General features: G+C 38.2%; 6 protein-coding genes. All 6 read left to right on the plus strand.

From position 1 onward, the window contains the following. The coding region (locus tag VBZ51_RS16395) for a gliding motility-associated C-terminal domain-containing protein (RefSeq protein WP_416577607.1) at positions 1-549 on the plus strand (549 nt) is incomplete at its 5' end. 13 nt (positions 550-562) lie between these two features. Further along, complete coding sequence (locus VBZ51_RS16400; RefSeq protein WP_058106079.1) at positions 563-1516, plus strand: type IX secretion system membrane protein PorP/SprF; 954 nt, start codon at positions 563-565, stop codon at positions 1514-1516. Between the two features lie 15 nt (positions 1517-1531). Then, on the plus strand, positions 1532-3472 hold the full coding sequence (locus tag VBZ51_RS16405; protein WP_416577608.1) for an OmpA family protein: 1941 nt from the start codon (positions 1532-1534) through the stop codon (positions 3470-3472). A gap of 335 nt (positions 3473-3807) precedes the next feature. Further along, complete coding sequence (locus tag VBZ51_RS16410) at positions 3808-8187, plus strand: Calx-beta domain-containing protein (RefSeq protein WP_416577609.1); 4380 nt, start codon at positions 3808-3810, stop codon at positions 8185-8187. A gap of 207 nt (positions 8188-8394) precedes the next feature. After that, positions 8395-14043: an FG-GAP-like repeat-containing protein gene (locus tag VBZ51_RS16415; protein WP_416577610.1), complete on the plus strand. Its 5649-nt coding sequence runs from the start codon at positions 8395-8397 to the stop codon at positions 14041-14043. 456 nt (positions 14044-14499) lie between these two features. Then, the coding region (locus VBZ51_RS16420; protein ID WP_416577611.1) for a beta strand repeat-containing protein at positions 14500-17660 on the plus strand (3161 nt) is incomplete at its 3' end.

A 17660-nucleotide genomic window follows, 5' to 3' on the forward strand; every position in this document is an offset into this window, starting at 1 on the left:
AATGATTTCGGTATTCCAACCGATGGGACGTTAACGGTTACCGACCCTTCTAGTGGAACGGTTGAAGTTAATGACGGAGGAACGCCGGATGATATTTCGGATGATATGATTACCTATGTTCCAAATGATGGTTTTGAAGGAACTGATACTTTTGAATATACCGTATGTGATTTAGAGGGTAATTGTGATACCGCAACAATAGAAATAAATGTGGTGAATGATAATCCTACTGATCCAACTGACAATGCCATTGAGGTAAATCAATTGGTTACACCGAATGGGGATGGCAGAAATGAATTTTTGTTTATTAGAGGAGTTGATAAAATTCGAAATAGCACTTTAAGAATCTTTAATAGATGGGGAGTTGCGGTTTATGAAGGTGAGAATTACAACAATCAAAATAATGTTTTTGATGGAAGATCAAGAGGGCGATCAACCCTAAGTGTTGAAGAATATCTTCCATCCGGAATTTATTTCTATATTTTTGATTACACAACCCTTGATGGGGAAAGTAAAGTAGATAGTGAATATCTGTATATTAGTAGATAATAGATTATAAAATATGAATATTAAGAATAAGGTTTTAATTCTATTTGGAGGTTTACTACTTGTTTGTGGAACTTCTTTCGCCCAACAAGATGCACAATATACCCAGTATATGTTTAATACCATGAGTGTAAATCCGGCTTATGCAGGTAGCAGGGGACAATTAAGCATAACAGGTTTATACCGATCGCAATGGGTAGGTTTAGAAGGTGCTCCAAAAACACAAACCCTCAACATTCAATCTCCAATTAGAAACAGCAAGCTAGGTTATGGTGTTTCAATTGTAAATGATGAAATAGGTGATGGTGTTGTACAAGAAACATATTTTGATGCTGTTATTTCATATACCATAGATGTATCCGCAGAAGGAAAACTTTCATTTGGACTTAAAGCAGGTGGTAATCTTTTAAATCTTGATTTCAATAAATTAAGAAATTTTGATTCGGAGCCGGTTAATTCAGATAATATAGAAAATAGATTCTCACCAAATGTTGGCGTGGGTCTATATTATCATTCTAATGAATTTTATGCAGGACTTTCAGCACCTAATCTTTTCCAAACGGAACATTTTGATAATTCTCAGCAAGATGCCAATTCTGTTAGGTTTTTATCTAAAGAAAGAATTAACTTTTATTTGATTACCGGTTATGTTTTTGATTTGAACGGCAATTTAAAGTTTAAGCCCGCTTTACTTACTAAGGTAGTTGGTGGCGCTCCGTTACAAGTTGACGTATCTGCCAATTTTATGTTTAATGAGAAATTTACATTCGGTGCAGCATATCGTTGGGATGCCGCAGTCAGCGCTATGGCAGGTTTCCAAATATCAGACCAATTTATGATTGGGCTTGCATATGATAGAGAAACCACTGATTTAGGTGGTACACAGTTTAATGATGGATCATTTGAGGTACTCTTAAGGTATGAGTTGGTAAAATCATTTCAAAAATTGGTTTCACCACGATTTTTCTAAAAGGCAATTTTATATATGAAACATAAAGTAAAGTTTATTATCCTAACCTTTTTGATTTGTAACGGATTGGCATTTGCCCAAGAGCGATTAATTCAAAAAGGAAATGAGAAATTTGAATCATACTCGTTTAGTCCGGCAATAGATATTTATAAAAAGGTCTTGGAAAAAGGATATGTTTCTGCAGACTTACTACGAAAATTAGGGAATTCTTATTACTATAATGCTGACTACAAAGATGCTGCAAATATATACAAGCAGTTAGTATCGGATTACTCAAATGAAGTAACTGCTGAAGACTATTTTAAATATGCTCAAGCATTAAAATCAACTGGCGAGTATGACACCTCTAAGTCTATAATGAACAAGTTTATAGATATAACTAAGAAGGATGGTCGAGCAACTGCTTTTAATGATGAAGCGGATTTTATGGCTGATATAGAAAAAAATTCAGGGAGGTATAATTTGGGTCCTTTTGAATTTAACTCCCCTTATTCAGAATTTGCTCCTTCATTTTATAAAGAAGGTTTGATTTTTTCTTCTGATCGAGATACAGGTAATTTTGCAAGATATCGTCATACGTGGAATGCTAAAGATTTTTTAGACTTATATGAGGTAAATGCGGATAGTTCTTCCTTAAATCAGGTTAAAAAGCTTGGGGAAAATGTAAATACCCGTTATCATGAGTCGACCTCCGCAATAACAAAAGACGGTAAAACTTTATTTTTTACGCGCAATAATATAGAGAAGCGAAAGACTGTAAAAGATGAAAAGGGAATCGTACGTTTAAAAATTTTACGTGCGCAAATGACTGATGAAGGAATATGGGGCGAAGTAGAAGAGCTACCGTTTAATAGCGATTCTTATTCTGTAGCAAACCCTGCTTTGAGTCCAGATGAAAAAACCTTATATTTTGCTTCGGATATGCCGGGTACATTTGGGGAATCGGACTTATTTATGGTTTCAATCAATCAAGATGGCACTTTTAGTACACCACAAAACTTAGGCTCTAATATTAATACGGAGGCAAGAGAGACATTTCCTTTTATAACAAGTGAGGAAATATTATATTTTTCATCTGATGGTCATCCTGGTTTAGGTGGGTTGGATGTTTTTGCTACCAAAATTAAAAGACAAGATTTTTCAGGTAAAGTATTTAATTTAGGTAAACCTATAAATAGTAGCAGTGATGATTTTACTTTTATATTTAATGAAGAGTTAAGAACGGGTTATGTTGCTTCCAATCGAGATGAGGGATTAGGTAATGATGATATCTATAGTTTTACGGAGACAAAAGAATTAATTTTTGATTGTAATCAAAAAGTTACTGGAACGGTTAGGGATAAAATTTCCAATGAAGTTTTAATAGGGGCTACTGTAAAAGTTTTGGATGAAAACAATGAAGAATTACTATCGACCATAACTGATTCTAAAGGTAACTATAGTTTAGAATTAGATTGTCATAAAGGGAATTTTGTAAGAGCTTTAATGGAGGGCTATATTCCATTTGAAGAATATATAGGTGCATCGGATGGAAAACCTAAAATAATTGATTTTTATTTGGAAAGAGATCGTTTAACTGCTGGTTTTGGAGATGATTTGGCAAAACTTTTACAATTGAGTACAATATATTTTGATTTTGATAAGTATAATATCAGGAAAGATTCTGAGGTAGAAATAGAAAAGGTAATTGCGGCTATGGAAAAGTACCCAAGCCTAAAATTAAAAGTAAATTCCCATACTGATAGTAGAGGACCTGCAGCATATAATTTGTGGCTTTCTCAAAAAAGAGCAGAATCTACGGTGAATTATATGATTAAAGAGGGGATAGATTCTTCCAGACTTGTAAGTGAGGGCTTTGGTGAAACAAAATTGCTAAATGAGTGTGAAGATGGTATTAAATGTTCATCAGCAAAACATGATGTAAATAGAAGGTCTGAGTTTATTATTTTAGAATAATTTGTATAAAATATTACAATCAAAAGCAACTCTATTAGGGTTGCTTTTTTAGTTAGTAATACGCTTGAAAGCCTAGTATATAAGGTTGATAATAGACCAATTACCTAATAATTTTTTATTTTAACAGCTCCATTTAAGGTATTCACTTAGGTTATTTCCAACTTCACAACATTTATTGTGCCCTGCTTTAAGACATAGTTATTTTTACGGATGATATTGATTGTAGATAAACTTTGCATTTCAATACCCCCATTAATTTGATTATGAGATTAAAACAATATTATTACTTAATTTTTCTTTTTTGTTCAACTAGTTTCTTTGCTCAAGAAACATATTTGGATACATTTAGCAGTACTTCTTATTCAAATAATAACGGGACACAAAATTTTAGTGGTAATTGGGTAGAGCAAAATGATAATAATTCGGCATTCAATGGAAGAATAAGAGTTACTGGTGGAAGGCTTCGTTTTAGGAATTTAGATAGCGGATGGATTTATCGTTTTGTTCCTCTTGCAGGTGCGTCTTCGGCCACCTTAACTTTAGATTATGATGCAACTTCAGCAGGTGGCGAGGCAATAGACGTTTTTATGTATAATGCCGATAGTAATCAATGGAACTTTATTCAAAGGATTGATAATGGAACGGGTTCCATAACCTATAATTTAAGTGCGGCTGAAATCGATTCAAACCCTGCAATAATATTTTATCGAGGAGATACTAGTTGGGGTAATGCAGATACTATATATGTAGACAATGTTCAGTTTACTGCTACTTACGGCGCGGAGTTAGAAATAGAAGATGTCACTGTAAATGAGGATGATGGTACAGCTATATTTACAGTTAGACATATAGGTAGCAGCACAAGTGCTTATAGTGTAAATTATACAACCAACGATATATCTGCCATTTCCGGTCAGGATTATTCTGTTTCATCTGGTACGTTAAATTTTAATGGAAATATAAATGATACGGAGACTATAACTGTCCCTATTACTGATGATACTATTTTTGAAGGTGACGAAACTTTTGGTTTGTCATTTACCTCTACAACGAATACAGATGTTGATATTACAGATACCGCTATCGGTACTATCTTGGCAAATGACGCTTTAATTATGACTGATGGGGGCTCTGCAACTACCTGTGATGATACATTTTTAGATTCTGGCGGGATCAGTAATTACTCTGATAACGAAGATTTGGTTTATACTATTTGTCCAGATACCGCAAATAATTATACGCAAGTTAATTTTGAACAGTTTGATGTAATTCCCGGTGATATTTTATACGTATATGATGGTAATAGTACCGGTGCAACTTTAATTGGACAATATGATAATGATAATGTACCCACACAAATTTTTGCCACTAATACTAACGGTTGCTTAACATTTAGGTTTACATCAAATAATAATACAACAGGTAATGGTTGGCAGGCTAGTGTTAGTTGTTCGCCTCCCGGACCTAAAATTGTAGTAGAAGACGTATATGTGGATGAAGATTCTGGTAGTGCTATTTTTACGGTAACACATGTACGCGATCGGCATGGTTATCAATCTTTCTTCTTTGGTTTTATAGAAACGCCGTTTACCGTAGAGTATATGGTAAGTGATGGAACTGCAAATAATGGTAGTGATTATATTTCTGTAAACGGAACACTTACATTTACCGGTGAGGTAGGCAACGTTCAAACTTTTTCAGTTCCCATTGTAGACGATGGCGTACCTGAATTAGTAGAGTTCTTTACGGTTGGGTTTTCTGATGCAACGGCACAATATGCTTCTGTTGATTATAGTGACACCGCCAATGGTTATATTAATTCTCAAATATTGGCAAATGATCCCCTTACGTTATTTCAAGAATTTGACGGTTATTTTGATTATTCTACCACAGGTGGTTCGTTAAGAACAAATGATAATAATACAGATGCCTGTTCAATAACGACTTCATCTTCAAATACCCTGATTTCACCAATACCCAATACAGGCACAATAAAAAAAGCATACTTATATTGGGCGCACTCTAGTACGGTGGTAGACGGAACCGTTACTTTTGAGGGACAAACAGTTAATGCCAATTATCAATATCAAACTACGTTAACGAATAGAAATTTTTACGGTTATGTAAGTGATGTAACCAATATTGTTGAAGGTGTGGCAGACCCATCAACCAATGTATTTGATTTTTCTGGCTTGTCAGTAGATAATTCCAACACCTATTGTTCTTCTGCTACGGTATTGGGTGGTTGGACGTTGTTCGTTTTCTATGAAGACCCAAATTTACCAGCGGTGAACATTAATCTATACCAAGGTTTTGATGGTTTAAGTAATGACGGCAATTCTTTTACTTTGGACAGTTTTTATGCTATTGCAGGTGCTGGTGCCAAGGCATCGTTTTTATCTTGGGAAGGAGATTCTACCCTTGACGGTAATAGTTCGGGTACAACAAATCCAAATGGAGAACGATTATCAATTACGAACCAAGCAAATCAAGATTTTACGTTAGCTGGTGACGGTGGTCAAACAGGTAATAACGCATATAACTCTACAATGTATGATAATACCACCACGCCAGATTATAATGTTAGTACAACGTATGGGGTAGATTTAGATACCTATGATATTTCAACTTTTGTATCACCAGGAGATTCTCAAGTCACGGCAAATGTAGATGTTGGACAGGATTTTGTGATATCTGCGGCAGTTGTATTAAAGGTGCCTTCAAACCTAATTGCAGGTACTGTCTTTGAAGATGTAAATTACGGTGGCGGGCAAGGTAGAAATATGACCAATGCCAACGGTGTAGGTATATCTAGTGCCATTGTAGAATTATATGAAAGCGATGGTACTTTTGTGAGAAGAACTACTTCTAAAGTGAGTGGTGATTATAGCTTTGGGGGTATGGCAGATGGTGATTATTTTGTAAAACTTGTAAACTCCACAGTTAGATCAACCCGAGCAAATGGTATTAATTGTACTACTTGTGTACCTGTACAAACTTTTAGAAGTTATGGGGATGTTAACAATAATATTGAGGTATTGGATGAAATTGGAGGAGCAGACCCAACTGCCTTCTCAGATTCTGCCTTAGGGGTTTTTGAAGATTCTCAGAGTTTATCATTGGTAAGTATAGCAAGTAGTGGTGTTGCCAATATCGATTTTGGATACAACTTTAATACTATTGTAAATACTAATGAATTTGGTCAGGGTTCTCTAGAACAGTTTATTCTAAATAGTAACACCTTGGGTGAAGTTGGTTTGGATATTGAAGCAAATGCTATATTTGATCCCGCAGCAGAAGAAGATGTATCAATTTTTATGATACCACCTACCGGAGATAGTTTTGGTAGAACAGCCGATGTAAATTATAATGCTGCAGGTTACTTTGATATTTTATTGGATAATGCAAATACCTTTTCTGTAATTACAGGAACAAATACAATCATAGATGGTAGAACCCAAACGGCTTATTCAGGTGATTCAAATGCTGGCACAGTTGGTTCTGGTGGAGCCGGTGTAGGCATTGCAAATACGGCATTGCCTAATTATACTAGACCGGAAATACAAATTCATAGAAATGGTGGTGATGTTTTACGATTAAACGGTTCAAATGTCACGATACGAGATATATCATTATATGCGAATAATAATGCAGGGGTTAGAGTTCAAGGAGGGTCGGCAACCATTTCAAACAATTTGTTGGGAGTAAACGCGCTAGGTGCGTCTGCTGGAAACATAGATTATGGTATTGAGCAAACAGGTGGTGATTTATCGGCATTTTCAAATTATTTATCCTCAAATACCATAGCTGGTATTTTTATAGATGGTGGTACACGTAGCACCGTTCAGTTCAATCATTTAGACTCCAACGGTAACTCGGCATGTGATGATAATATTCTTATAGAAGATGGTAGTACAATTGTCATTCAAGAGAATCTTATAGAATCGGCAGCAGCATCTGGTATTGAGATTAATAATGTAGACGGAGTTACGGTCTCAAACAATAACATTCTTCTATCAGGTCAAAACGGAGGTGATTGTAGCGGTAGCTACGAAGGTATGGCTATAAAACTCTCAGGTGATGATTCTGTAATTGATCAGAATAGAATTTATTCTAATGGCAGTGAGGGAGTGGTAGTTCTTTCTGGTGCATCAAACACCATTTCCCAGAACAGTATTTATGCAAATGGTACCGTAGTGCCTAGCTTGGGTATTGACCTAGGCATGGATGGCGTAACCCTTAACGATAATTCCGATTCAGATTCCGGTCCAAACAATTTAGAAAATTTCCCAATCATTAATTCCGCGTTTATTTCAGGATCTAATTTGGTGGTTACTGGTTGGGCATCTCCAGGTAGTATAATTGAGGTGTTTTTTACAGATGTTAATGAAGGTACAGCTACTTTAGGAGACAATCGGTTGGGGCTTACCCAAGATTATGGTGAAGGTCAAACCTATATTGGAACAGCCTTAGAAGGTAGTGGGGATGACCAAGATGCTACCACCTCTTCGTATGCAGACCCGGACGGTAATTCTGACAATACTAATAAATATAAATTTGTATTTCCATTACCTTCAGGTACCGTTGTAGGAGATTTAATTACAACCACTGGTACAAGAAGTAACTCAACATCTGAGTTTTCTCCAGAAATTATTATAAGCGCTTATACGGTAATTACTAATAGAAATATTACCTATCGTATTAAAGCTAATTAGAATTTACGTTAGGCTGTTTATATATGTGAACCCTGGCAGGGTTTGTTTCCTATTGGTTAGGCTAGGTCACTCTACATAATAGTATGAGTTCACCGTTACATTATAAGCTTTTGCAACAATTATTTCACGCCTTGTACATATATTCTGATTTTTATATGGTAAAATCATGCTATAAACTCCCTCATTTAGCATAATAAAGAAAAGTTAATGGAATTTTATCTACAAAAAAGGATAAAATTAGGGTTTGTTGGTTGTGTAATTATTGTTTTATTTTCGGGTATTGGACTAAATGCACAAACGAGCTTTACAGAAAGCGCGGCTGCTTTTGGCCTAGATTTAGGACAAAGAAAAGATGGTGGGCACGCTTGGTCAGATTTTGATAATGACGGTGATTTAGATGTACTCGTTCTCGAAAATAATAATAATGCCAACGTAAAAAGTTTCTTAATGCGCAACAATGGTAACAATACGTTTACCAATGTGCAATCAATTTTGGCACCCGGCATGTTAGGGGATTATGCCGAAAGACAAGCAGTTTGGGGAGATGTCAATAATGATGGCAGACCAGATTTCATGATAAATTCATCTGGTAATAGTAATGCCAGACAGGCTATTCAAATTTTTATTCAAAATACAGACGGTACATTCGGTGACGGTATTGGGGGGTACAACCCAATAACCATAGGTAGATCGGGTTCAACAATAGTAGTTCCAGCTGTAAATTCAGAAGGCGTTGGTTTTTTTGATTTTGAAGGTGATGGTGATTTAGACGTTTTTTTTGATAATCATGATATGGGTATTGAGTTGTTGCGAAATAACTTTATTGACCATACAAATCATACTGTTGCAAACCCGGCACCAAATGCCTTGTTCACTCATATTACGACCGGTAACGGTAGTGGCGTAACTGAATTTGGTCTAAACCAATTTGCCACGGATGGGGATTATGGTACCGCAGCCGATGTAAATGATGATGGTTGGGTTGATATTTTCATGCGTAAACGAGATGAAAATGACTTTTTCTTAAATCAAGGTGGCTCATTTTCAAATGGAGCAGATCTAGGTCAGGCGGCCAACAATAATAAAGGGGGTAATGGATTATGGGATTTGGATAACGACGGTGATCTAGATGCGGTATGGACGGAGAATGGCCTTACGCAAATACATAGAAATGATGGGGGAGGGGTATTTACTCCTTTAGGAGCAGCTTCTTTTCCAGGGTTACCACAACCGGGTAATGTAAACAATGGTAGTTCAGGCGCTCGTATAGATGCTTTGTCAGGTGGAGATATAGATAATGATGGTGATATAGATATTATTTTAGTAGGTAACAGTAGAAGTTATTTGTACATCAATCAATTGAATAGTCCAACTCCCGCTCCAGGTGTAATTGGTAGTGGTGCGGCAATGAATTTTGCACTAGATGCTGAACAATTTAACTCAGGAAGAGACGGTGAAGGTACTACAATGGTTGATGTAGATGATGACGGTGATCTGGATATTTACATCAATATAAACAATAGTGCTAACCAATTATATATTAATAATTTACCGGCAGCCAATAGAAATAATCATCTATTGATAGATGTTACCGAAGATAGAGGTGCTAATGGTAATACAGGCGGTTTTTTAGGGAGGGTAGCCATTGGTACAAATGTGTTGATCAGAGATTGTTCGGGAAATATTATTAGTGGATTAAGACAAGTAAATGGAGTCTATGGTCATGGTACCCAACAACCGGAAGAAGTACATTTTGGTTTGCCTTTAGGTGAGAATGAAACTTATATTATAGAAGTTCATTATCCAAATTTTTATGATTCATCTGATCCTAGTGGCTATTCCAGATTAGTGGCTACTGCTATTGCGCAGCCAAGTACTATCGCAGGAACAAATCACTATACATTGACCACTACAGATGCTGAACTAATTGAAAATCCTAATGCCCCTGAGGCAAATAATGATCAAGAACAAGTATCATATGGAAATAATGTATCGGTTCAGATAGATCTATTTGCAAACGATTCTGATGCTGACGGAGATGATTTTTCTGTTGAAAGTATTACTCAACCATCAGTGGGTTCTGTGGTTATAGATGATGCGGATAATGGCTTGGTAACATTTACGTATAATGAAGCAACACCTTTTCCCGGCGAAACTACTTTTGACTACACCATAACAGACTCTACCAATTCTCTTTGTCCCTCATTAGGAAAAAGTGATACGGCAACAGTACGGATCTTTGAGCCGTGTACGGACCCTACGGGTATAGATACTGATGGTGACGGTATTAATGATGTTTGTGATCTAGATAATGATAACGACGGTATTTTAGATGTCGATGAATGTAACATATCGGCCGCATTGGTTGATAATGGCGATTTTGGATATTGGATTTTCAATGCTCCGGGATGGACAGGAAGCGGTAATCAATGGAATATGGACACCAATAGGGCTTGGTTTCCTCAATGGAACGGTACGGGTACTGCCAGTTTTTATCAGACTATAAATGTAGTGCCAGGTGTTGAGAATACTATCACCTTTGACTTAGGAGCTGACAACAGTTATGGTCGCGAAGTTACCTTGAATGTCTTAATAGGTGGGCAGGTTGAATTTACCGAAACTTCCAATCAAATAGTTTCAGCAAACGGAGGGAGGGCGCAAAATAATAATGAAACCTTGAACATGTCAACGAGGACATTTTCATTCATTCCAACTTCTAATAGTATAGAACTAAGGTTTAATGGTATTTCATCTGCTACAAATCATGATAGAATGTATGTGGATAATGTAGTTCTTTCAACTGGTTGTGGTGATACCGATGGTGATGGTATTGTGGATATTTACGATTTAGACAGTGATGGAGATGGTTGTTTTGATGCTTTGGAAGGTAGCGAGAGTTTAAATTTTTCAGATTTAAATGGCGATGGAAGTATTTCAGGAGGGGTAGATAGTAATGGTGTTCCTCTGACGGCAAATGGTGGGCAAGGTTTAGGTAGTAGTAATGATTATACGGTAACAGCAGATGAATGTGATGATGATGGTGATGGTGTGAACAATGCAAATGATAAATGTCCTTATTTTGATGATGCCATTGATAGTGATAATGATGGCGTTCCCGACGGATGTGATAACGATGATGATAATGATGGCATATCCGATTGTGACGAGTCTTTAGAAAGTGTTTCTAGTCAGTTTGCATGGACATTAAACTCACCTTCCGGAAATTTGAATATGGATGCTACCTACGCTTCGGAAACAAATGATTGGGTTTTGGAGAATACAGATGCCATGATATTGAATACGTCTATATTTAATGTAAATGGAAGTAATATAGAAATACGGCCAATAACGGCAGTTGATAAAGGAGAGGCAATAATAAATGAAGATTATATAGAGGTTTCTTTTACAACTGGTTCTGAGGTATCCTCGTTTGAATTGAGCGGAATTACTTCTGGTTGGTATCAACCTTACAGGGGAGATTCCTATTATTCATCAGCAGTATTTACAAGAACAGGTTCTAACGCGTGGACTACCCTTTCTACAGATGTTTTCCATACGGATAATGGTAGTAATTACGCCACATTTCAGCATTTGGATATAGGGTCTGTATATTTAGAGGCAAATACAGAATATACTTTTAGATTTTATGTCTATGGTCAAATTAATGATTCATCAGAAAACTACTCAATTATAGACGACATTCATTTTAATTTTATTGCTTGTAGGTCTGGTAATTTAGATGGCGATGCATACCCAAATCATTTGGATGATGACAGTGACGGCGATGGGTGTAATGACGCAGATGAAGCCTATGCAAATACATCATCCGATGCAGATGGCAATGGTATGTATGGTTCAGGTATACCCGCGGTAAATGAAAATGGATTGGTAACGGCTGCTTCATATAGTGAACCTATTGACGGTGATAATAATGGTAATTATGATTTTTTACAGGTTGGGCAAGCACCTGTAATAACGGATCAACCAGAAGATGCCAACGCTTGTCCAGGTGGATCGGCTTCATTTAGTGTGAGCAGTTCGGCAGGAGATATGTATCTATGGCAAGAAATTATTAGCGGTACTTGGACTAATATCTCTGAAGGAGGAAAATATAGCGGTACCGATACAAATACCTTAACAATAACAAACACTTCGCTATCAGATCATAATAATAGATATAGGGTCGTGATATCTAATCCGGCTTATGTATGTGAAAATACTACATCAGAAGAAGCGGTGCTAATTGTTCAAGTGCCGATAGCAAATGCTGGTTCAGATCAGACCATATGTGATGGCGAATCCGCAACATTAACAGCTTCGGCTACTGGAGGAAGTGGTAGTGGTTATACATATGAGTGGAGCACAGGCGCAACAACTCCAAGTATCACCGTTTCACCTTCAGGAAATACTAGTGGAAATGTAATGGTCAATTATATGGTTACCGTTACAGATAGTAGTGGATGTACAGATACAGATGAGGTCACCGTTACTGTTGAGCCTACACCTACCATCACGGTTACGAGCTCACCAAGTTGTAATTTTAGATTGTTTCAACCAACAACCTACTCTTTTGAAGTTGCCGTTAGCGGTGGTACGGTAACTGCCACAGATGGTACGGTAACCAACGTTTCGGGTGATGTTTGGAGAATAGCAGATATTCCCGATGGTACAGATGTGGTTGTGACTTCAACACAAGGTAATTGTAGCAGAGATTTACCGGTAACGGCACCAAACTGTGTTTGTCCGGTAGTAGATCCTCCTACTAGTGACGGTAATAAAGAATATTGTCAAGGAGATACAGTACCTGAAATTTCTGCAAGTACGAGTGGAGGTACAGAAACTATAGACTGGTATGATGCTTCTTCAGGAGGTAACTTACTTCAAAATAATAGTTTAACATATCAGCCGTCTTCGGCAGGAACGTACTATGCCGAAGCAAGAAATACTTCTACAGGTTGTGTTAGTGGTACTAGAACAGCTGTAACAATTATCGAAAATGCACCTCCTTTGGCTAATGCTGGTTCAAATCAAACCATTTGTGACGGTGAGTCCGCAACATTATCAGCCACGGCAACTGGTGGTAGTGGTTCTGGCTACTCTTATGTTTGGAGCACCGGGGAAACAACACCTACAATAACTGTAACTCCGACAGGCAATCCAAATTCAAATACTACAACAACGTATACGGTAACCGTAACAGATGCTAATGGATGTAGTGATACCGATACTGTTAATGTTACTGTTTATTCTAATCCAACCGTAACCATAAATACTGATAATGCTTCTTGTGGAATAGATAATGGTGCAATTACCTTTAATTTTCCAGACCACCCAAATAGAACCGGTATTAAGTTTAGTATCGATGATGGGGCAAATTATACCAGTGCGGCAGATAATAGTGGCAGTTATACGTTTTCAAACCTTCCTGCAGGAACATACCCGCTATGGGTACGCTGGGGTAATAACGCTTGCCCGGTAAGCTTGGGAGATTATGATATTAATACCACCCCGGAAGTTATGGTTGTAACACAACCAGTGGATCGGACTGTATTAACTGGTGAAAATGCCCAGTTTACGGCTAATGTAACCAATGCGGATACATATCAATGGCAAGTAAGTGTCGATGGGGTTAACTATGTAAACTTAGTGGATGATTCTGAGCATTCTGGTACTCAAACGTTAACTTTAAATGTGTTGAACGTTCCTAAGGAAAAAGAAGGGTATTCTTATAGACTTCTCGCCTCAAATTCCGGTACATCTTGTACGGAAACACCATCTAACGCAGCATTATTATTTGTAAATGTTAGAACTGTAATTACAAATAAACGTATAACATACCGTATAAAACCTAATTAAAATTTAGTGTTCCTTCTTTTGTAATTCCTTGAATGTGGAAACTCTAAACCAATGTTTTTTTAAGCATATAATTATAGGCTAAAGAAGGTTTGTTTAGAAGTTTAGGTTATCGTTTGCATTAATGTTAAACAGTACTTTTTTTAGTGGTCAATAAAAAGTCCTTGGTTTTTTATAGAACCAAAAACTACCCGAATAACAGTGTATACTCGACGAACGACAATAACATTTTGCAAAGTTTTAACATGTCTATACCTCATATATATAAGACTATATGTCATAAATATTGGCTTACACAACATTTATTTTAGTGAGCACTACTTAAAATGAATATTTGTGTATTGTGATTACCATAGATCCATCTAGTATGAATCGATTATTAATGTTTTTTGGTAATTACCTTTTTTTAAGACCTATATGATCAAAGAATTTTTGAAGGTGGAATTGAATATTAAAAGTATGAAAAGTCGAACTACTACAACCTTGGGTAATGCCATTAAATTTACAATGGTGTTATTTGCATTACTGCTATCTGGTATTTCTATGGCACAGACGACCGTGACCCTAGAGGATCAATGTAATTGTGAAGTACTTCAGGGAACTGATGTTACTGCACCAGGTGGTGTAACACCTGCAGGAGCGGATTTAGGAGATTTGTATGTAAATACGGATACCGGTACAATTTATTTCTGGGATGGTGATTCTTGGGAATATACATCTACAGATGCAAATACAACCAATGCTTCCTTGACCGAAGATGGGGTAAACTTGATTCTCACCGATAGTGACTTAAATACAGTTTCAATACCTTTAGCGGACATAGCAGCAATTGTAGATACAAATACTACTAATGTAACTTTTACAGTAAATAATACTAATGGTACTTTGGATATCATTGATTCTGATAGTAATGTAGTAGCTGTTCCTTTAGCGGATGTTGCAGCACTTGTTAATACCGACGAACAAGAAGGTACGGAAGTCTTATTGACCAATCCTTTGGATGTTGATGGCGATAGTGTAGACGAGACAACAGTGGAAGAGGCCATAGCGGATATAGCTGCAGCCAATGCATTAGATCTGGATATTGACCCAACGAACGAACTTACAACAAGTGGTACAGGTGCACCAACAGGAACTCCGGCAAATAATAATCCTGGGGTAACGTATTTGGATACGGTTACAAATGAACTATATGTTTACGATGGTACAAACTGGACTATGGTTACCGATAATCAAAATGCAGGTGAGGTTGAGGTAACCCCGGCAGGAAACATTACTACAACCAATGTACAATCCGCTTTAGAAGAGTTGGATGGCATTATCACATCAAGCGAGCTTACGACCACGGTTGTTGAGGGAGGTGGTGTAGATGTGACATCAACGGTAGTCGGGAACAATACGGAATATACTGTAGCGTCTGAGATCAGTGCTGCAGCAGGAAACAATCTTAGCGTAGAAACTGACGGACTTTTTGCAGCTGACGACCAGAATGCAGGTGAGGTTGAGGTAACCCCGGCAGGAAACATTACTACAACCAATGTACAATCCGCTTTAGAAGAGTTGGATGGCATTATCACATCAAGCGAGCTTACGACCACGGTTGTTGAGGGAGATGGTGTGGATGTGACATCAACGGTAGTCGGGAACAATACGGAATATACTGTAGCGTCTGAGATCAGTGCTGCAGCAGGAAACAATCTTAGCGTAGAAACTGACGGACTTTTTGCAGCTGACGACCAGAATGCAGGTGAGGTTGAGGTAACCCCGGCAGGAAACATTACTACAACCAATGTACAATCCGCTTTAGAAGAGTTGGATGGCATTATTACATCAAGCGAGCTTACGACCACGGTTGTTGAGGGAGATGGTGTAGATGTGACATCAACGGTAGTCGGGAACAATACGGAATATACCGTAGCGTCTGAGATCAGTGCTGCAGCAGGAAACAATCTTAGTGTAGAAACTGACGGACTTTTTGCAGCTGACGATCAGAATGCAGGTGAGGTTGAGGTAACCCCGGCAGGAAACATTACTACAACCAATGTACAATCCGCTTTAGAAGAGTTGGATGGTATTATTACATCAAGCGAGCTTACGACCACGGTTGTCGAAGGAACGGGAATAGATGTAACATCATCGGTTACCGGAAACAATACGGAATATACGGTTACGGTAGATCCTACGGATATCGTTGGTGACGGTAGTATTACATCAAGTGATATTGATATTACCGGTGGAGCTAATTCAACTTTGAACGACGTTACATTAACAATCGCAGATAACGCAATTACAAATGCAAAGATGGCAGATGATGCCATAACTACCACTGAAATTTTAGATGGTACCATTGTAAGTGAAGATATCGCAGCGGATGCGGTGAACGCGGCAACCATTAACGCAGATGTAGCGGGAGCAGGACTTGCGCAGAATGCAACGACAGGCGCTTTGGAAGTCGACGAAGTGGCAATAGCCGACGGAACGATCTCGTCAACGAACAGTACCATAGATATTACAGGAGGTGACGATTCTGTGTTCAAGGACGTGACCTTGGATGTTGCGGACGATGCCATCACTACGGAAAAAATAGCTGCGGGCGCAGTGGAATCTTCGGATATCGCGGCGGATGCGGTGAACGCGGCAACCATTAACGCAGATGTAGCGGGAGCAGGTCTTGCGCAGAATGCAACGACAGGTGCATTGGAAGTGGACGAAGCGGCAATAGCCGACGGAGCGATCTCGTCAACGAACAGTACCATAGATATTACGGGAGGTGACGATTCTGTGTTCAAGGACGTGACCTTGGATGTTGCGGACGATGCCATCACCACGGATAAAATAGCTGCGGGCGCAGTGGAATCTTCGGATATTGCGGCGGATGCGGTGAACGCGGCGACCATTAACGCAGATGTAGCTGGAGCAGGTCTTGCGCAGAATGCAACGACAGGCGCTTTGGAAGTCGACGAAGCGGCAATCGCCGACGGAACGATCTCGTCAACGAACAGTACCATAGATATTACGGGAGGTGACGATTCAGTGTTCAAGGACGTGACCTTGGATGTAGCGGACGATGCCATCACCACGGATAAAATAGCTGCAGGTGCAGTGGAGACATCCGATATTTCGGATGATGCCGTAGCCTTGGAAAAATTGGCGAACGGTACTGCCAACGGTCAAGTAATGCAATGGAACGGTACCGATTGGATTTTAATCGATTTAGGTTCGGTAACGGTAACGGAAAATGATGGTATAATAGGAAATGAGGTGGTTGGTCCATCAAATGGAACATTAACTTTATCTGGAGCAGGCTCTACGGTAGACCCATTAAGATTAGCGGTTTCTACGGACGGAATAACAACCAATGAAATAGCTCCTGGAGCAGTAGAGACAGCAGATTTAGCTGACGAGGCTGTAACCTTGGGGAAATTGGCAGATGGTAACAATGCCGGAGAAATGATTCAATGGAACGGTACGGATTGGGAATATATAGACCCAAGTACCTTAATTCCTGCAACTACGGTATCCAACACAAGTACTGGCAACACTTTATCGACTACGGTTAATGGTGTTACCGGAGCAGGGGTTCCAATAGTTAATAGTAACGTACTAGGTTTAGATACTAA

Source organism: Maribacter sp. HS (genome assembly GCF_048059195.1).
Taxonomy (GTDB): Bacteria; Bacteroidota; Bacteroidia; order Flavobacteriales; family Flavobacteriaceae; genus Maribacter; species Maribacter dokdonensis.

Bases quoted from the DNA above. Each gene is read 5' to 3' on its own strand.
- VBZ51_RS16400 (WP_058106079.1), top strand. From the start codon at position 563: ATGAATATTAAGAATAAGGTTTTAATTCTATTTGGAGGTTTACTACTT.
- VBZ51_RS16415 (WP_416577610.1), top strand. From the start codon at position 8,395: ATGGAATTTTATCTACAAAAAAGGATAAAATTAGGGTTTGTTGGTTGT.
- VBZ51_RS16405 (WP_416577608.1), top strand. From the start codon at position 1,532: ATGAAACATAAAGTAAAGTTTATTATCCTAACCTTTTTGATTTGTAAC.